The 17226-nt window shown below is 60.9% G+C and carries 17 protein-coding genes; 6 read left to right on the top strand and 11 right to left on the bottom strand.

Features of this window, described 5'->3' with window-relative positions; translation table 11 throughout:
- Nucleotides 1-2 precede the first annotated feature (2 nt).
- The 8 genes from IEY62_RS03580 to IEY62_RS03545 form a co-directional block, all read right to left on the bottom strand.
- Nucleotides 3-797 (bottom strand): glycosyltransferase family 2 protein, encoded by a 795-nt coding sequence (locus tag IEY62_RS03580; protein ID WP_189013960.1) that lies wholly within the window; start codon nucleotides 795-797, stop codon nucleotides 3-5.
- On the bottom strand, nucleotides 787-1845 hold the full coding sequence (locus IEY62_RS03575) for a glycosyltransferase (RefSeq protein ID WP_189013958.1): 1059 nt from the start codon (nucleotides 1843-1845) through the stop codon (nucleotides 787-789). Before IEY62_RS03575 ends, IEY62_RS03580 begins: the two co-directional genes overlap by 11 nt.
- On the bottom strand, nucleotides 1842-2993 hold the full coding sequence (locus tag IEY62_RS03570) for a polysaccharide pyruvyl transferase family protein (protein WP_189013956.1): 1152 nt from the start codon (nucleotides 2991-2993) through the stop codon (nucleotides 1842-1844). The genes IEY62_RS03575 and IEY62_RS03570 overlap by 4 nt, the downstream gene beginning before the upstream one ends.
- Nucleotides 2971-3768 carry a glycosyltransferase family 4 protein gene (locus IEY62_RS03565; RefSeq protein WP_189013954.1) on the bottom strand — a complete coding sequence of 266 codons (798 nt, stop codon included), beginning with the start codon at nucleotides 3766-3768 and terminating at the stop codon, nucleotides 2971-2973. Before IEY62_RS03565 ends, IEY62_RS03570 begins: the two co-directional genes overlap by 23 nt.
- A gap of 384 nt (nucleotides 3769-4152) precedes the next feature.
- Nucleotides 4153-5643 carry a polysaccharide biosynthesis tyrosine autokinase gene (locus tag IEY62_RS03560; protein ID WP_189014446.1) on the bottom strand — a complete coding sequence of 497 codons (1491 nt, stop codon included), beginning with the start codon at nucleotides 5641-5643 and terminating at the stop codon, nucleotides 4153-4155.
- Nucleotides 5644-5972: 329 nt separating this feature from the next.
- On the bottom strand, nucleotides 5973-7115 hold the full coding sequence (gene wecB / locus IEY62_RS03555) for a non-hydrolyzing UDP-N-acetylglucosamine 2-epimerase (protein WP_308424477.1): 1143 nt from the start codon (nucleotides 7113-7115) through the stop codon (nucleotides 5973-5975).
- 98 nt (nucleotides 7116-7213) lie between these two features.
- Entirely contained in the window at nucleotides 7214-7762 is a 549-nt protein-coding gene (locus IEY62_RS03550) for a YdcF family protein (RefSeq protein ID WP_189013950.1), read from the bottom strand.
- Nucleotides 7759-8223, bottom strand: a complete 465-nt coding sequence (locus tag IEY62_RS03545) for an Lrp/AsnC family transcriptional regulator (protein ID WP_189013948.1) — start codon at nucleotides 8221-8223, stop codon at nucleotides 7759-7761. Before IEY62_RS03545 ends, IEY62_RS03550 begins: the two co-directional genes overlap by 4 nt.
- Before the next feature lie 172 nt (nucleotides 8224-8395).
- Between IEY62_RS03545 and pdhA the strand changes: the two genes are divergently transcribed.
- Genes pdhA through IEY62_RS03530 form a run of 3 tightly spaced genes read left to right on the top strand, consistent with a single transcriptional unit; the run spans nucleotide 8396 to nucleotide 12155 of the window.
- Complete coding sequence (pdhA, locus tag IEY62_RS03540) at nucleotides 8396-9589, top strand: pyruvate dehydrogenase (acetyl-transferring) E1 component subunit alpha (RefSeq protein WP_189013947.1); 1194 nt, start codon at nucleotides 8396-8398, stop codon at nucleotides 9587-9589.
- Nucleotides 9586-10680, top strand: coding sequence for an alpha-ketoacid dehydrogenase subunit beta (locus tag IEY62_RS03535; protein WP_189013945.1), 1095 nt, complete (start codon nucleotides 9586-9588; stop codon nucleotides 10678-10680). Before pdhA ends, IEY62_RS03535 begins: the two co-directional genes overlap by 4 nt.
- A gap of 2 nt (nucleotides 10681-10682) precedes the next feature.
- Complete coding sequence (locus tag IEY62_RS03530) at nucleotides 10683-12155, top strand: dihydrolipoamide acetyltransferase family protein (RefSeq protein WP_229785038.1); 1473 nt, start codon at nucleotides 10683-10685, stop codon at nucleotides 12153-12155.
- 22 nt (nucleotides 12156-12177) lie between these two features.
- Here IEY62_RS03530 and IEY62_RS03525 read toward each other — a convergent pair whose 3' ends face one another.
- The 3 genes from IEY62_RS03525 to IEY62_RS03515 form a co-directional block, all read right to left on the bottom strand.
- A complete protein-coding gene (locus IEY62_RS03525) occupies nucleotides 12178-12705 on the bottom strand; it encodes a hypothetical protein (RefSeq protein WP_189013941.1) in 528 nt (175 codons plus the stop codon).
- Nucleotides 12702-13163, bottom strand: coding sequence for a hypothetical protein (locus tag IEY62_RS03520; protein WP_229785036.1), 462 nt, complete (start codon nucleotides 13161-13163; stop codon nucleotides 12702-12704). Before IEY62_RS03520 ends, IEY62_RS03525 begins: the two co-directional genes overlap by 4 nt.
- Before the next feature lie 466 nt (nucleotides 13164-13629).
- Nucleotides 13630-14097, bottom strand: a complete 468-nt coding sequence (locus IEY62_RS03515) for a MarR family winged helix-turn-helix transcriptional regulator (RefSeq protein WP_189013939.1) — start codon at nucleotides 14095-14097, stop codon at nucleotides 13630-13632.
- 62 nt (nucleotides 14098-14159) lie between these two features.
- Between IEY62_RS03515 and IEY62_RS03510 the strand changes: the two genes are divergently transcribed.
- The 3 genes from IEY62_RS03510 to IEY62_RS03500 all read left to right on the top strand — a co-directional run bounded on the left by IEY62_RS03510 (nucleotide 14160) and on the right by IEY62_RS03500 (nucleotide 17213).
- Nucleotides 14160-14528, top strand: a complete 369-nt coding sequence (locus IEY62_RS03510; protein ID WP_189013937.1) for a VOC family protein — start codon at nucleotides 14160-14162, stop codon at nucleotides 14526-14528.
- Between the two features lie 98 nt (nucleotides 14529-14626).
- On the top strand, nucleotides 14627-14839 hold the full coding sequence (locus IEY62_RS03505; protein WP_011775776.1) for a DUF4177 domain-containing protein: 213 nt from the start codon (nucleotides 14627-14629) through the stop codon (nucleotides 14837-14839).
- 202 nt (nucleotides 14840-15041) lie between these two features.
- Nucleotides 15042-17213: a S8 family serine peptidase gene (locus IEY62_RS03500; RefSeq protein ID WP_189013935.1), complete on the top strand. Its 2172-nt coding sequence runs from the start codon at nucleotides 15042-15044 to the stop codon at nucleotides 17211-17213.
- The last annotated feature ends 13 nt before the right edge of the window (nucleotides 17214-17226 follow it).

Raw genomic sequence — 17226 nt, 5'->3', positions numbered from 1 at the left:
GCTCAAGATGCATCTCCCGTCGATAGCTTGGGATTGGCCCTACGAAGAGGTCTCCGCAACAGGCGTTCAAGCATGGTGAAGCCTGCAAAGAACACTGACAAGGCGCTATCGATTGTGGCCGAACGGGTGACGCGGACATTCGCAACGCCTCTGGCTCGAATCATGTCCTTGTAGTGAGCCCATGCGTTCCTGGTGGAACCAGCGCCAAGTGCGTCGAAGTCGCACAATACTTCGGCCCAAACTGCCGGTAAGGACCTCATGGAGCATTCCATCATAAATAACTGATCCGCGGTCAGTCCAAATTTAGTATCGTATCCTCCGACCTCCCAGAACAGCTCGCGGGAGAAAACCGTGGCTTGATGGGGAATGATACGTCCGCCGATAAGGAAACGCGCGTGCTCAAAAGGAACTTGGCCGCCGACGCCGATGGAAGTGGACTCGCGAATGATATTGCTGAGTCCATAGCCCCAATGGAATTCTGACTCAGTAAACTTTGAGGCAACAAACGATGCGGATTCCGAAGAGTGAAAAGTATCTGAGGAATGCAGGAACCAGAGCAAAGATCCCGTGGCCATCTTTGCGCCCTTGTTCATGGCATCATAGCGTCCGTCATCTTTTTCGCTTATCCACTGGAGGGAATCATCCAGGCTCGCCAAGTATTCAGCAGAACCATCCGTCGAGCCGCCGTCGACGATAATATGTTCGATGTCAGACCATGCCTGGTCCTTCACGCTGGCAATCGTCTTCTTAAGGCCCTCAAGATCATTCCATGCAATCGTAATGACGCTAATTTTCATTGAGATGCCTTTCATTCCGATGGCGGTGCCGTCGCTGGTGTGCCCGTATGGCGGAGCCGTACGCCTGCGCTAGGATTCGTCGGGCATCCTGCACGGAGTGTCTTTGAGCAACCGCTTCGGTCATTTCAGTAACTAGCTGTTCGTGGCTCGGATCAGAGAAGAATGTTATAACGCTTTCGGCTATTCGGTGGGCGGGCGCCGAGACCGTGTAATAGCCCAGGGAGCTCATCGTGGGGATAGCGCGTGCGATGACAGGCGTACCTAGGCTGGCGGCCTCAATCGCCGAGATGGGGGCCGCTTCCCACGCCCCCGTATGAACGTAAAGGTGGGATGCAGCTACCTCGCGGCGAGCTTGTTGGGGGCTCACCCATCCACTAACCCGGACACCGGACTCAAGCAGTCGCTTCTTCATTTCGGTGTCTCCGTCACCTACCCAGACAAAGTCGATTTTCCCACCCACAAGCTCCGCCACTTCCGCAAAAAGAATGGGATCCTTTTGCGGTCCGATTCGGCCCACCATGGTTACGCTTGGGCGTTCGTTCTTGGTCACGTCCGCATTCATTTTGGGGACTGCGTTGGGAACGAAGTGAACAGGCATGCGAGCGTTGAGCAGAGAACCCAACTTAGCCTCGTGTGGACTCACGGCAACCAAGGTCTGGGTACGTGCGGCCAAAAGTTGTTCCACCATCCTTAGCGCCTTTTGCCACGCCTGAGACTTGTCGCGCCGCTCAAAGGCATAGCAGTGTGGGGAGTAGACCAGTGGGCTTGTTGTCGGTGCCAATAGACGTGCTAGGCCGGCAAAACTTGAGTGGATATGTACGACGTCGGGGACTTCACTCTTTATCAGGGTGCGGACCCTGAGCAAGTAATTGAACAACGAACCGCTGTACTCAATAACGCGTGTGTTAGCCGAAAACTCGCCGGCAGATTCACCGTGTCGTGGCCGTCCGAAAACGATATGCTGGTCCGTGGCGAGTAGATGGGTGTATTTAGATATTGCATTTTGAACACCTCCACCCATGGCTTCAGTGACGTGCAGGATCTTCACGAAGCCTCCAAGGATCTGGTGGCAGACCGCGGGGAACCATTTGCGATGGAAGAAATGATGTCAAGGAGCCTATTTTCCTTTAGGCGAACTTCGGCCTTTTTTGTCTCTATAACACTCCAGAAGGCCTCTGGATCTTCATGTATTCGCTTCATCAGCGCCTCTACTTGGGGCAGCGTCGCATCACGTGCGTTGAGTACGAATTCATCCAAACCGATATCCTCATATGCGCCCCACCCTTTGCGTTCATAGCTGAGATGGATCGCGGGGAAGCCGGCTATCAAGGATGACAATGCGCCGTGCAGACGGGTGCTGACCACGATGCGCGGGGATGCATCTGCTAGGACTTCGGCCATGGGCCGGGGAGTGCCCGTGCCCAGACGCTGAGTTAGCGGAAGGTCGTCGTTCCCCCCTCCCGTCGATTGGAGGGCCCACTCGAATCGCTTGGAATCGCTGGCGTCATTGAGAAAATCGTAGTAGGTGCGTGGCCTAGGAAGTTCGCGCGCGACAATAATCGGGTCTTCCATCAGGCGGGCTGAGGCTCCTGTTTGCCTATGTTGGCGAGCAAGCTCAAGCACGGCTAGGTCGGGCATCCGTAGGACAGACGCTACGTTGGAAAACTCCGTCAAGGACCTGTCGTCTCTGACGCATACGGTATGGACTTTGGCGAGTTGACGCGCTACTGCGCGTTTGTAAACTCCCCTGAATGGACCAATACTCTGCGAAAGATAAATAGCCTTATGGCCATAACGAGCAGCCAACTTCAACTGACCGTAATGAGCGCCCCAGCTCTTGATTGCTGGGCCGATGCTACCGCCCCGGAGGTATCCTCCGCCGACTGCCACAATCAAATCTGCTTGCTCTGCTAGTTCCCTGATCTCGTTGGAGGGTCCAAGGAAACCCGTTGCCAACATTGCTGCACGACGGGGAATCCGTGCGGATTTACCCAATAAGCGATCACGCCATTGGATGTAGTCGGCGCCTGCAAATGCGCTTGCCTCGGAAGCAATGACGCGGAAGTCTGCGCTGCCCAAAGCCCGCACAACTGTAGCCTTCGCCAGCTCGACTAGTAGCCCATCACCGGAGTTCTTCGGGCTATACGCGTGTAGTAGTAGAACGCGTGGTGAGCTAGCTGCCCAGGTAGTCGACAATTGAACTCCTCAGGTTTAGGTTCTGTGATGATTCGAGCGCATCGGCAAAAGCCTTGGCGCGAACGTCAGGCTGTGTTGCCAGCGTCGACACGATTGACTCGAACTCTTGCCCATTGCTAAATAGCCACATCGGGCCGTTCTTTTCGAGATCCTGGAATGCTTCGATTCGGCTGCCGACAGTCGATCGCCCTCGCGCTCTTGCTTCCCAGACAACCAAAGGATTCAGTTCCCATCGGCTCGGCATGATGACAGCATCGGACCAGTCAAGGTGCGAGACCACGTCGTCCACGTGGGAAAGGAACTCTAAACTGTGCATGGGTTTGAGTTTTTTGTGAAGCTCTGCGACATTACGCTTCTCCTCGCCGTCGCCGAGGCATCGGATATGCACCGGAACCGTGACGTCTTTGAGTAGGTCTGGAAGCCGATCGAGCCCCTTTTGTTTCGAAATTCTTCCTGCAAACACCAGACGCACAGAATCAAGGACGCCGGCTCTAGGCGGAACGAGCGGCTTCACCGCTCGCTTAATGATGTTGTGCTCGACCTTGACTCTTCGCGAGTCCCCAAATCCGCCTTCAATTAATTCGTCCACGGCTCGGTTGGAAGGGGCTGTAATCAGTCCAGCCCGCCGCACGCCACGCTTCACGATGATGTTTTCAACTTTGCCCTGGACTCCAGCAGAGTCCGTGGAGGGCAGTTGGTGAAAGCTCGCTGCAAGACGTTTACCTGCCAAGGCTCCGGGTGGAAGAAGACCAAGCACTAGGTGGCTGCCTCGCATGAGCGAATATATTTTATCGCTAGCGCTGACGAAACCGCGGAGGCGGAGCGCAGCTTTCAGAACTCCTATGGGATTTCTAGGGAGTTCAAGTTCGATAGTTCTACCGACTAACTTTTTTACCGGCTCGTGATTGCGGTTACCCGAAAACAGGATTAGCAGGGTCAAGTCTTGAGCTGGGAGCTTTCCGAGGATTCCTTCCAGTGCGCCCTGTGCGCCCCCGCCCTCCAGCCAGGGGACCAGGATAAGGGTTTGCGACATCCGGGGTTGTCGTTCTTGTCCGCTAGGCATGATGGATTCACTTTCGTATCGCGTAGACCCAATGGCTAGTTACGCATGACCCTTTTGTCCTCGGTGTTTACCACGCCATTTGCCGACGCGGATCCGTCATCGAACGCTGGAACGGTTCGACTCGTGCTCTGGGGCAGTTGAGCTTGCTGAGCTTTGAGGGCTGTCATGCCCGTTGACCAGCGCGGTGGGGAATACTTTCGAGCCTCGCATGGGAGTGGTTTCGTCCGTGGGGCGGTGGCTTTCGTAGTTGGTGTAGGAGTATGCGTATGCATCCGGCCCCTTGGTTGGAAGCCGATTGAGCACGACTCCGAGAATGTTCGCTTCCACGAGTTGCAAAGCGGCAAGCGACTTGGTCAGGTCTTGCGTCCTCGTCTTTTGCGCGCCGACCACGACTACTACACCGCCTGCGTGTTGCGAAAGAACTGCCGCGTCAGTTACAGGCAGCAACGGTGGGGCATCGATGATCAGCGTGTCGAAGACGCTTTCCAGACGCTCAATAAGGACCTTCATGTCATCGGACCCCAACAGCTCACTGGGGTTAGGGGGTATCTGCCCTGATGCGAGTACATACAGGTCGTTTGCACCCCAAGGTTGCAGAAGGTCGTTCACGTCGGCAGAGCCCACCAAAGCTGTCGTTAAACCCGCGCTTCGCTCTAGTCCAAGGTATTCGGCGACCATCGGTCGTCGGAGGTCGGCGTCGATTAGGCAAACACTTTGTCCTGCCTCGGCCAACGCAATCGCTAGGTTTATGGCGGTTGTGCTCTTGCCTTCGCCGGGGAGGCTGGATGTCACGACAAAGCTCTTCGCATGACCAGCAACGTTTGCGAATTGCAGGTTTGTTCTCAGCTGACGGAAAGACTCTGCCCGAGGACTTTGGAATGCCGCCTGAGTGAGCAGGGGCTTCTTTTCAGCGTCAGCTTCGAACGCTATCCCACCGAGCAAGGGTTCGTTGGTTACTGCCCGAAGGTCCACCTCACTCTTGATTCTTGTGTCGAGGAGAGTACGAAGTGCCGCGATGCCTAGCCCTGCGACCAATCCGATCAAGAACCCCAGGGCAAGATTAAGTTTCGTGTTGGGTGCGGAAGGAGATGCCGGGGCAACCGCCGGGGAGATGACAGACAGACTGATGGGGGACGTTCCTCCAGCCTTCGGTCGTTCAAGAGTGTCAACAGCATTGACAAGGCTCGAAGAAATCGCCTGCGCGATTGCGGCCGCCTGAACCGGTGAGGAATCAGATACTTCGATGCTGATAAGTACAGTGTTGAGATCAGACGAAGTCTTTACTCGCTTGCTTAGTTCTTTAGGCGTAATGTCCAAACCCAATGCATCAATTGCCGGTTGCAGGACTACCGGCGTTGCAACTGTCTTTACGTATGACTGAACACGAGCTTGACTGAAGGTGTTTCCTTGCTGCAGTTCCTGAACGGATCCGGAACTCTGGATGGCAACGAACAATTGAGTTTCGGCGGTGTAGGTCGGCTTCGCTGCGATGGAAACCCCGCCACCCACTGCTAGCCCTGCTAGCGACATGGCAACAACTAATATCCAGTTTCGGCGAAGGATTCGAAGATAGTCGCGAAGATCCAAACCATGGCCCCCTATTTTGCATTTATGAAAACCTGCCTTGAGGCATGTCCCCAGCACGGCACTTCCTGCGGTCCTGATGATTCTACCCGTTGCAGGGCCCCCACAGCGCTCCATGGTTGCCTCGCACTTACTGTTACGGCAGAACCATCGAACTGTGAAAAGTGACTTCTTCTCTTAAGTTTGTGACATGGGAGCTGATTACTTCGACTGTCAGCCGTACTGATGTGACATATGCCCTGCTACCTGACCTGAACAGCCCGAGGTGAATGGCTTAGGCGACGACTGGTGCCTTGAGTTGTTGCAAGCACTCCCTACCTGAGTCTGATCTTCTAAACCACCCGCTCCATCCCGAACTCCTCCACGCGGCTGCCCACTCCCAGCAACTCGGCAATCGCCGCAATAGTCCGCTCGGAAGCCAACCCGTCTCCATAAGGGTTCACAGCGTTCGCCATGGCCTCGAAGTGCGAGTCGTCGTGCAGCAGTCGGCTCACCTCGGCCACAATCCGTTCTTCATCCGTACCGATCAGCGCAACCGTCCCGGCTTCAACGGCTTCGGGGCGCTCTGTGTTGTCGCGCATCACCAGCACGGGCTTGCCCAGGCTCGGTGCTTCTTCCTGCACTCCGCCCGAGTCGGTCAGGACAATGTGCGCCAGGGAGAGCATGCGAGTGAACTCGCCGTAGGCCAAAGGCTCTGTAACAACTACATTCGGCTTCCCGTCCAACGCGGGGAGCACGGCTTCGCGGACCACGGGGTTTTTGTGGGCGGGCAGGACGATCGTCAGCTCGGGTTCGGCGTCGGCAATCCGTGCCAAGGCCCGGCCCACTCCGCGCATGGCATCACCCTGGTTCTCGCGTCGGTGGGTGGTGACCAGAAGAATGCGGCGGCCACTCGCAGCAAGCGACTCCAACGCGGGATCAGAGAACGGCACCTGCTTATCCACGGTGGTCAGCAGAGCGTCGATCACCGAGTTGCCCGTCACCACGATGTCAGCAGCAGCAACGCCCTCGGCCAGCAGGTTGGCCCGGCTGGTGGTGGTCGGTGCCAGGTGCAGGGATGCGATCTGGCTGGTGATCTTGCGGTTGGCTTCTTCCGGGAAAGGGGAGAGCAGGTTCCCGCTGCGGAGGCCAGCCTCCACATGGACCACAGGAATGCCGTGATAAAAGGCAGTAATGGCGCCGGCGGTAGAGGTAGTGGTGTCGCCCTGCACGATCACCGCGTCCGGCTTGCCCGCAGCAAACAAAGTATCCAGCCCACTCATGGTGCGGGTCATGATGTCCGTGAGGGATTGACCGGGCTGAAGAATGTTCAGATCGTGGTCCGGAGTTATCCCAAAAAGCTCGTTGACCTGATCCAGCATTTCCCGGTGCTGGCCGGTGACCGTCACTACGCACTCGAAGAGCTCCGACTCCATCAGTGCACGCACAATCGGAGCCATTTTGATGGCTTCCGGCCGGGTCCCAAAGATAGGCATGATGGTGTGCACGTTTTCCCCCAAAAAGACCGGCCCTAAGGCGCCCGAAACTAGTGCAATCCTAGCCGTTCAACAGGACGCAAGATTCACCAGAACCCTTAGCATTCCGGGCGTAACCAGACATCGAACAGGCCACCGGTTTCCACCACGAACCGCCACAGCCAACCGGTCGGCGAGAGCTTCGGTTCAGCGCCCACCATCTGCACGTCCGCGCCGATGCACTGCTTCATCAAAGTGCCCGCCCGGAGCAGGTGATAATCGGAGGTCACCACAGTCACAGACTTCCACCCGTGCTCCGCGGCAAGATCCCTGAGGTGGGCTGCTTCGCCCCTGGTGTTCAGCGGATCCGGACGGAAGCAGTCAAGGTGAGCGTCGCCGTCGTGCGCTTCACAAAACTCATCCGAACCGGCGTTGGCTGGCAAGCCGGTGGTGACCACCACCAGATCCGGAATGTCCAACTGCTCACGCAAAGACAAGCCCACTGGGAGGCGTTCACTGCTCATGCCGCCCAACACCACAATGGCGTCGGTCCGCTGGGGAGTGGCGTGGGGCGGGTTGTGGAAGAGCTGGTAGGCGGCAATCAGCCACAGCAACCCGGCGAGCAAGCCAGCGAAAAAGGTCCAGGCGAGCTTCCTCCGGAACGTCACCGGGTATCAACGTCTTCGAACACCAGGAAGGTTTGGGTATCCAGGATGCCCTCCATGGACTGCAGCTGATCGAAGATCACGCGGCGGAGGTGGATGTTGTCGGTGGCGCGGACTAGCAGGATGACGTCGAAGTCGCCGCCCACCAAGGCGATGTGGTGGATCTCCGGAATGGCCCGGAGCTGTTCCTTCAGCTCACGCCAGGAATGCTGCTGCACCTTTAACGTCACGTAGGCGGAAGATCGCAAGCCGGCCTTGATGGGATCCACCAGGGCCGTGAACTTGGTCAGCACGCCCTCGCCGGTGAGCCGGGCAATGCGCGAATACGCGTGGGCGCGGCTGATGTGCACGTTCTCGGCCACCTGGGTGATGGACATGCGCCCGTCGGTGGTGAGCTCGCGGATGATGTCCCGGTCCACACTGTCCAGCGGTACGGCGGTCTGCTCCGCCTCCGTCTCACTCAAAGCAGGCTCCAATTCGTCTACAGCACAGGGGCGTAACCCAGCTCACAATTGCAATTCGTCTTTCAGAATACCCAGTTTAGGCAAGGGCTTCCATGATTCGGCGGAAAGCTGGATACGAAACTTCGCCAGGGAACATACTGGAAGCACATAGTGGCTAGAGAAGGACGGACCAATGACGATCCACGCAGACCACTCTGCGCCGGAAACGGCAGTAGAGGACCAGGCTGCTGACGTTCGGACAAAATTCGGCATCAGCGTTGAGGACTACATGCTCCCCGCCCGGCACCAGATCCAAATGGTGAACCCGGATGGCACCCTCCGCCCCCATGACGAGCAAGGCACCGAACCCGGCCACGAGTACCCCACGCCAAGCGACGCTGAACTGATGGCCGCTTACGAGCAGCTCGTCGTCGGCCGTCGCGTCAACGACCAGAACTCGGCGCTCGTCCGGCAGGGCCGCATGGCCGTCTACCCCTCAAGCCACGGCCAGGAAGCCTGCCAGGTGGCAGCTGCCATGTGCCTCAGCGAAGGTGACTGGCTGTTCCCCACCTACCGCGACGCCGTCGCCGTCATGACCCGCGGGGTGGACCCCGTAGAGGTGATGACCATCTTCCGCGGCGACTGGCACGGCGGATACGACCCCAAAGAACACAACGTCGGCATCCAGTGCACACCGCTGACCACGCAGCTGCTGCACGCCGTCGGTGTTGCCCACGCGGCCAAGCTGCGCGGTGAAAACACGGTGGTGATGGCCATGTGCGGCGACGGCGCCACCAGCGAGGGTGACTTCCATGAGGCCCTGAACTTCGCCGCTGTCTTCCACTTGCCCGTCATTTTCTTCGTGCAGAACAACAAGTACGCCATCTCCGTACCGCTCAGTCACCAGTCCGTGGCGCCGTCGCTGGCCCACAAGGCTGTTGGCTACGGCATGGCCGGTGAGCGCGTGGACGGCAACGACCTCGTAGCGCTGCTCGCCGTGATGGACCGTGCCGTGAAGCTCGCCCGCGAAGGTTCCGGACCTCTGCTGATCGAGGCCCACACCTACCGCATGCAGGCCCACACCAACGCCGACGACGCCACCCGCTACCGCCCGGACAGCGAAGTCGCCGAGTGGCAGGCCAAGGACCCGCTCACCCGGATGAAGTCCTACCTCGCGGACAAGGGTCTGCTGGACGACGCCGCCAGCAACCGCATCGCCGAGCACGCCGAAGCCGTTGCCACCCAGCTCCGCGAAGGCCTGGGCGAGGAAGTTCCGGTGCAGCCGCTGGACCTCTTCAAGTACGTCTTCGCCAAGCCCACCCCGCAGCTGAAAGAGCAGTCAGACATGCTCGCCGGCGAACTCGCACGAGAGGAGAGCGCAAAATGACCGTCACCACCACTGCCGCAGGCACCGCCAACGTCAGCGCCGCCACCGCCAACGCCGCCGCTTCCGCCGCGGCCACGGCCGAGGCAACCGGCCCGCAGAGCCTCACGATGGCCAAGGCCCTCAACACAGCCATGGCCGACGCCATGCGCGCCGACTCCTCCGTCCTGGTCTTCGGCGAGGACGTGGGCATGCTGGGCGGCGTCTTCCGCATCACCGACGGCCTCATGGCCGAGTTCGGCGAACAACGCTGCTTCGACACCCCGCTCGCAGAATCCGGCATCGTCGGCATGGCTGTGGGCATGGCCATCAACGGCATGCGCCCCGTGATCGAAATGCAGTTCGACGCCTTCGCCTACCCGGCCTTCGAACAGATCGTCAGCCACGTCGCCAAAATGCACAACCGCACCAAGGGCAAGCTCAAAATGCCCATGGTCATCCGTGTTCCCTACGCCGGCGGCATCGGGGGAGTGGAGCACCACTGCGACTCCTCCGAGTCCTACTACGCCCACACCGCGGGCCTCAAGGTCTACACCCCCGCCACCGTGGCAGACGGCTACCGGATGCTGCGCGAAGCCATCGATTCCGATGACCCTGTCATGTTCATGGAACCCAAGAAGCTCTACTGGTCCAAGGACCAGGTTGACTTGGGTGCCCTCCGAGCAGAGCACGACGCCGGTACCTCCACCGAGGGCCGCGCGGCTGTCGCCCGTCCCGGCACGGACGCCACGCTCATCGCCTACGGACCGTCGGTCCCCACCGCGCTCGCCGCTGCAGCTGCCGCCGCCGAAGAGGGCCGCTCACTGGAAGTCATCGACGTCCGCACCCTGGTCCCCTTCGATGACGAAACCGTCTGCGCGTCCGTGCGCAAGACGGGACGCGCCGTCGTGATCGCCGAAGCCCATGGATTCGCGTCCGTGTCTTCCGAAATCGTGGCCCGCGTCCAGGAACGCGCCTTCCACTATCTCGCCGCGCCGATCCTCCGCGTAACCGGCTTCGACGTCCCCTTCCCCTCTCCCAAGCTGGAGCACTACTACCTGCCGAGCGTCGACCGCATCCTCGACGCCGTCGACGACCTTCAATGGGAGGACTAACCATGAGTTCAGATATGCAGGTCTTCAAACTGCCCGACCTCGGCGAAGGACTGACCGAGGCCGAACTGGTGAACTGGCTCGTCGCCGTCGGTGACGAGATCGTAGTTGACCAGCCCATCGCCGAAGTTGAAACGGCCAAGTCCATGGTGGAGGTGCCCTCGCCTTACGCCGGCACCGTTGCCGAGCTGCATGGTGAGGCCGGCCAAACGCTCGACGTCGGCAAGCCACTGATCTCGATCGCCCGCGCCGGTTCTTCGGCAGGTTCGCCCGCTGCCGCGGCTCCTGCTCCGGCTGGTTCCGTTGATCCTTCGCCGGTGTCCTCGGGTCTCGACGTTTCCTCCGCCGTGGAAGCTGCTGCCGAGACGTACCGGACCGAGGAGAAGGCAGGCTCGGGCAACGTGCTGATCGGCTATGGGACGCCCGGGGGAGCAACCGGTGGCCGGACCCGGCCACGTAAGGCGAGCGTCGCCGTCGTCGATTCTCCTGTTGCTGAGCCTGCACCCGTGATGGAGCCGGCTGTTGCCGGGACGCGCATCCCGGGCAAGCTCAGCGCCGTCATCTCACCGCTGGTGCGCAAGATGGCGCGCGACCACGGGGTTTCCCTGGACGCGATTGAGGGTTCGGGTGCCAGCGGGCTGATCATGCGCAAAGACGTGGAGGCTGCGATTTCTGCGCCGGAGGCTCCTGCTGCTGTGGAGGCTCCGTCTGTTTCTTCGGCTCCTGCTTCTGCCCCTGCTGATGCGGGTGCCGTTGATGGCAGGACCGGCTTGGCTGTGTCTGCCCGGACGCCGGTCCGTGGAGTCCGCAAGGCCGTGGCCGCAAACATGACCAAGAGCCGTTCGGAGATCCCCGAGGCCACGGTATGGGTGGACGTGGATGCCACCGCATTGTTGGAGATGCGCGCTGAACTGAAGGAGCGTGCACCGCACGATACCCCTGGTCTGCTGGCCTTCATCGCTCGTTTTGTCACGGCTGGGTTAAAAAAGTACCCGGCCCTGAACACCCGCCTTGAAACCGTTGCCGACGGCTCGCAGGAAATCGTGGGCTTCGACGGAATCAACCTCGGTTTCGCAGCACAGACCGATCGCGGACTCGTAGTCCCGTCCGTGCGCAACGCCCATGGGATGAGCGCCCGCGAGCTGGACGCAGAGATCCGGCGACTCACCGCCGTCGCGCGCGACGGGAAGGCGACCCCCACCGAACTCGGCTCCGGCACCTTCACCCTGAACAACTATGGCGTGTTCGGCGTGGACGGCTCGGCCGCGATCATCAACTACCCGGAAGTTGCGATGCTCGGCGTCGGCCGCATCATCGACAAGCCCTGGGTGGTCAACGGTGAACTCGCCGTCCGCAAGGTCACCGAACTGACCCTGGCCTTCGACCACCGCGTCTGCGACGGCGAAACCGCTGCCGGCTTCCTCCGGTACGTGGCCGACGCTATCGAGAACCCCGGTGGCGCGCTCGCGGACATGTAACCCCCGACGCTCCCTCACGTCCCTAGGGTTTGGGCTGGTCGCTCAACTCCCGGGGGCTCGGGGTGCCCGGGACCAGCTCCTGGCCAACCGTGGGCACCGACCCCGGCCACTCGCCGTATCGGGCCACTAGATCGGCCCCGATCAAACTGACCGCCGAGCCGGCGTACTTCAGGGAGCCGAGCCCAAGGCTGGCAAGCGCCGCCGAGGTTGTTTCTGCGGTGCGGCCGGGACCGCTGACTCCCAGAGTGACGTATTTCTCCGGCGCGTCCTCGTCCTGGGACCACACCTGGGCCAGGACATGGTCCAGCAGGGTGGCCTCGTCGCCGGTAAAAGCCTCTGTGACTTCCACGTTCACGGAAAGGTAAGGGGTCAGGCCGTCGTATGCCCTGCCAATGCGCGCCGTAACTCCAGGTGTTTTGGCGATGTCGGCTTCGGCCATGGAAGTGCTGCGCCGGGGCTCTGAACTATCGGCGGGCACTGTGCATCCGGCGAGCAAAGCAGCGCAGAGCAACAGGATGGTGAGGCCCGCTCCGGAGCGTCTCCCCATCACTTGCCCGGCGGATCTATGTCGGCACGCTCGGCAATGACGATGTCTTTCACATCAGTAACGTCCGACGGCTCCGGCGCCGGCACAAACAAGGCCATGGGAAGGGTGACATCCGAGCACTCCAAGTCTGGGATCCCTACGCTGGTCTCCACCCTCATGGTTCCATCGGGAAGCCGTTCCATCCGGTACTCCACCCCGTAGCCCTTCAACTCGGTTGTCACGTCCCCCTCCGCTGAGGACCATTCCGTTGCTTTGCAACCCCTCACGGCGGCCCGGTCCGGGTCTCCCCGAAAGTTGGGCGTCACGGAAAGGGGCAAGAACGGTGTCGGGCCGGGGAGAATGTCCGGGCGCCGTTTCTGTTTCACGTCGTCCAGTGCCGGCCTCGCAGCACGACTCCGCGCGTCCCTGCTGGCAGTTTTGACCAGCTCAGGTATGGAAAAATCGTTGATGTTGCGTGCCACAGCCTCAGCTTCGAGGAACTTGCGCGTGGCTTGAACCCAGGGGTCGGACTCCAAAGGCCCGCTGGGGGCGGCGCCTTGCCACTCGACTGCGGGATACGGCGGCGCGGGCCGCTTTTGAACCCGGCCTCCTGCCAGCCCGCCGGCCGTAACTGCGGCGAGCACAACCATTGCCGTAGCTGAAAGCAGGCAGCGTTGCCGCCGTCGTGAATGTGTACTGCGCATGTCTTCCCCCAAAGTTGCCCGAACTTTTCCCGGGCACCTTCAACCCTAGGGGTGAACAGGGGAGGCTGCGATGGGCACCGCAACCCATCGGGGGCGAATGGGTCCTCAGCCTGGTGAGGACACGCCGGGAATTTTGGCAACTGCTTCTTCCGCTGCCGCCATTGGGCGTGACGGTGTTGCGGGGGTGGTGCAACCGCTCAGCAGGAAAACGACGACGGCGGCCGCCGCGCCCTTTCGGAGGGTGCTAGTGATCCGCAGGGTTCACATCCTGGTTGTCGTCGCGCAGTGCGTGGACCATGCTTCGAAGGACTATTAGCGCATTGCTTTGTTCCTCCTGCGTCAGGCCGGCCAGCATCCGGTCCTCCACGGCACGGACCGCGACAGTGGCCTTCTCCAGGCTGCGCCGGCCGCGAGGCGTGAGCTGCGTGGGAAGGACTTTCCCCACGCGGGCCTCCTCCGGGCGGGTGACGAAGCCGTCCCGTTCCAGTGCCTGAAGCAGCACGTTCATGGATTGGCGGGTGACAAACGCTCCACGGGCCAGCTCTGAGTTGGACAGGCCGGGGCGCTGGGCCAGGAGTTCAAGACAGGAGTAATGAGTGATGGTCATTCCGAGTGGCCGGAGCGCTTCTTCCATGGCGGTGCGTAGGGCACTCGATGCTTCTTTGAGCAGATACCCCAGCGACGTGGTGAGGTCGATGCCGCGTTGACTCATGTCAGTATTCTGACATAGGTTGTCCGTGTCAGATAACTGACATCCAATCGAAGGAGCAGCACATGCCCGTCACCGGCCCCGACTTCATCTCCCTCCAAACACGCGATCTCAAGGCTTCCCAAGCTTTCTACGAGCAGTACCTCGGCCTTGTCCGCTCCCAAGCCGGTCCGCCCCACGCCGTCGTGTTCGACACGAAGCCGATCGCCTTCGCACTCCGCACCATCGCTCCCGGGACGGACCTGACGTCCGTCGATCAGCCGGGCATTGGTGCCGCGATCTGGCTTCACGCCACTGATGTCCAGGAAATACACGACGCCTTGCTCGGCGGCGGCCACACCATCATCACCGACCCGATCGACGGCCCGTTCGGCCGCACCTTCACCTTTGCCGATCCTGACGGGTATCACGTGACGCTTCACGACCGCGCCTAGGCGCTTCGCCCGCGAAAGGTTCCCGCCGGCGTCGAGTAGCCTTGCACGCAACCGACCAACAAACATGCGGCCGGCCAACAACAGAAGGAAGTGGTGCAATGCAGCAGTATGTCGTGCTCCAGGTGATCCTGAAAGAGAAGATGTGGGGCGCCGGTTCGGGCAACCTTCCTTCCCTGGAAAAGGCCATCAACGATCAAGCCGCGAAGGGTTACCGGCTCCACACTATTACCACAGCCAGCAGCGGGAGCAAGGGAGTGATCGGCGGCGGAGATCGCATTCAAGCCACCATGGTGTTTGAGCGCATCGGCTAAGTCGTTCAGCAACGAGGATTCCTGACCCTGTCATAATCGGCGTTGTGTAGCTTTTGCAGCCGATAGTCAGCTTACAATTTCCTGGGGGTCAGCTGGTGGTCTCCAGTTGCCCGCGGTCAGCCGCTCAGAGCTGCCGCGATTTTCCCTAGGATGCCCAGTGAATAGACCCCGACTCCGCCCTGCAAGAACCATCGGTTTGGCCATGGCCACACTCTTGATCAGCGGAGGGTTGGCCGTCCAGCCGGCCGTCGCCGGTCAGATAGACATCATCCCGAGCACTCCGAAGGTCCTCAAGCCTGCCACTGACACCTCGACTGACCAGTTCATCGTGGGTATTCGGGACAGCGCCGCCCAAGCGGCCGCAGTGAAAGCCGGGAACGCAGCAGACCATGCAGCCGCCAAGCTTGGTGTGCAGGCTAAAAGCTCCCGCGAGAACGCAACCGGTGGCCACGTCATCAAGCTCGATGAAGCACTTTCGGCCTCGGAAGCCCAAGCATTCGTGGAAACCCTGCGCGCGGATCCCAATGTGGCCTACGCAGAGGCTGACGACATCATGCGCCCCACCTCGCACTCCCAGGATTATGGCTACCTGGAGCAATGGAATCTGTGGGACAACTTCTCAGGCATCCGCACCCCCGGAGCCTGGGACTACAACCACGGCGAAGGCGTAGTAGTTGCGGTGGTGGATACAGGCATCACCAGCCACCCCGAGCTCAACGCCAACGTGCTGCCCGGCTACGACATGATCTCCAGCGCCGCCGATGCGCGCGATGGTGATGGCCGCGACCCCAACCCTGCCGACCAAGGCGATTGGGTGCCCGCAGAAGAGTGTGAGTCCGGCAGCCCCGCTGAGAACTCTTCATGGCACGGAACCCACGTTGCCGGAATCGTGGCAGCCCTCGGCAACAACAGCATCGGGATCTCCGGTGTAGCGCCATCGGCCAAGATTCTCCCCGTCAGGGCGCTCGGCGTCTGCGGCGGCTACAGCTCCGATATTGCCGATTCCATCATCTGGGCCGCCGGTGGCGTGGTGGCTGATGCTCCTGTCAACCCCAACCCGGCAAAGGTCATCAACCTCAGCCTCGGCGGCATCAAAGAGTGCTCCACCACGTACCAGAACGCCATCAACTTTGCGTACAACGCCGGCGCCGTGGTCGTTGCCTCTGCAGGCAACTCCAACCGCCCCGCCGCTGATGCGAGCCCCGCGAACTGCCAGAACGTCGTCGCAGTAGCTGCCAGCGACAAGGCTGGAGCGCGGGCCGTGTACTCCAACTACGGCTCCACAGTGGACGTCACGGCACCCGGTGGCGACATGTCCACTGACGTGAGCCGTGGAATTTTGTCCACCCTGAACTACGGAACCACCACGCCCGGCGAGCCCGCGTTCGCCTGGATGGAGGGAACGTCCATGGCCGCTCCCCACGTGGCCGGCGTTGCAGCACTTCTCATGTCCGCAGAGGGAAGCACCGTCACTCCTGCACAGGTGGAGCAGCAGCTCAAAGAATCGGCCAGGCCGCTGCCGGGTGGTTGCTCGGCCGGATGCGGCGCGGGCCTGGTGGATGCAACCACGGCATTGAAGAAGTTCGGTGGCACCGCTCCCGCTGCGGCACCGAACAAAAAGCTCACCGACTTCAACGGAGACGGTACCAGCGACGTCATTGCCCGCGACGGCAGCGGTGCTCTGTGGCTTTACCGGGGCAACGGCTACGGAGGCTGGAAGGGCGGCCGCACCCAGATCGGTGTGGGCTGGAACGGAATGACCTCCATCGAGGCGCCGGGCGACTTCAACGGCGACGGCTACGCAGATGTCATTGCCCGCGACGGCAACGGCGTGCTCTGGCTTTACCCGGGCAACGGTTGGGGTGGCCTGCTGGGTGCCCGTCAGATCGGCGCCGGCTGGAACGTGATGACCTCCATCAAGGCATCCGGCGACTTCAACGGCGATGCAACAGCTGACATCATTGCCCGCGACGGCAACGGTGTGCTCTGGCTTTACCCTGGCAACGGCACCGGCGGCTGGCTGCAGCCGCGCCAGATTGGCGCCGGCTGGAACGTCATGACAGCCATCGACGGCGTGGGCGACTTCAACGGCGACGGCAAAGCGGACGTCATTGCCCGCAACGGATCCGGTGCACTTCTGCTGTACCCGGGGAACGGCGCAGGCGGGTGGCTTGCCACCAGCCAAATCGGCTCGGGCTGGAACATCTTCAACGCCATCGAGGCGCCGGGTGATTTCGACGGTGACGGCAAGGTGGACGTCCTGGGGCGCAGCACCGGCGGAGACCTGGTGCTCTACGCAGGCAACGGCTCCGGCTGGTGGCTGTACTCCGCACAGATCGGCGCGGGCTGGAACGTCATGACCGCCATTCTCTAAATCCCTTCACCGG

The organism is Paenarthrobacter histidinolovorans (genome assembly GCF_014647595.1).
Lineage (GTDB): Bacteria > Actinomycetota > Actinomycetes > Actinomycetales > Micrococcaceae > Arthrobacter > Arthrobacter histidinolovorans.
Note: the sequence above shows the minus strand (reverse complement) of the source record. Positions and strands in the feature narration are given on the sequence as shown.

Coding starts and splice junctions, on each gene's coding strand:
- IEY62_RS03535 (WP_189013945.1), top strand. CDS start 9,586: ATGACCGTCACCACCACTGCCGCAGGCACCGCCAACGTCAGCGCCGCC.
- IEY62_RS03500 (WP_189013935.1), top strand. CDS start 15,042: ATGGCCACACTCTTGATCAGCGGAGGGTTGGCCGTCCAGCCGGCCGTC.
- IEY62_RS03565 (WP_189013954.1), bottom strand. CDS start 3,768: ATGCGAGGCAGCCACCTAGTGCTTGGTCTTCTTCCACCCGGAGCCTTG.
- IEY62_RS03510 (WP_189013937.1), top strand. CDS start 14,160: ATGCCCGTCACCGGCCCCGACTTCATCTCCCTCCAAACACGCGATCTC.
- IEY62_RS03530 (WP_229785038.1), top strand. CDS start 10,683: ATGAGTTCAGATATGCAGGTCTTCAAACTGCCCGACCTCGGCGAAGGA.
- IEY62_RS03505 (WP_011775776.1), top strand. CDS start 14,627: ATGCAGCAGTATGTCGTGCTCCAGGTGATCCTGAAAGAGAAGATGTGG.
- IEY62_RS03515 (WP_189013939.1), bottom strand. CDS start 14,097: ATGAGTCAACGCGGCATCGACCTCACCACGTCGCTGGGGTATCTGCTC.
- pdhA (WP_189013947.1), top strand. CDS start 8,396: ATGACGATCCACGCAGACCACTCTGCGCCGGAAACGGCAGTAGAGGAC.
- wecB (WP_308424477.1), bottom strand. CDS start 7,115: ATGCCTATCTTTGGGACCCGGCCGGAAGCCATCAAAATGGCTCCGATT.
- IEY62_RS03580 (WP_189013960.1), bottom strand. CDS start 797: ATGAAAATTAGCGTCATTACGATTGCATGGAATGATCTTGAGGGCCTT.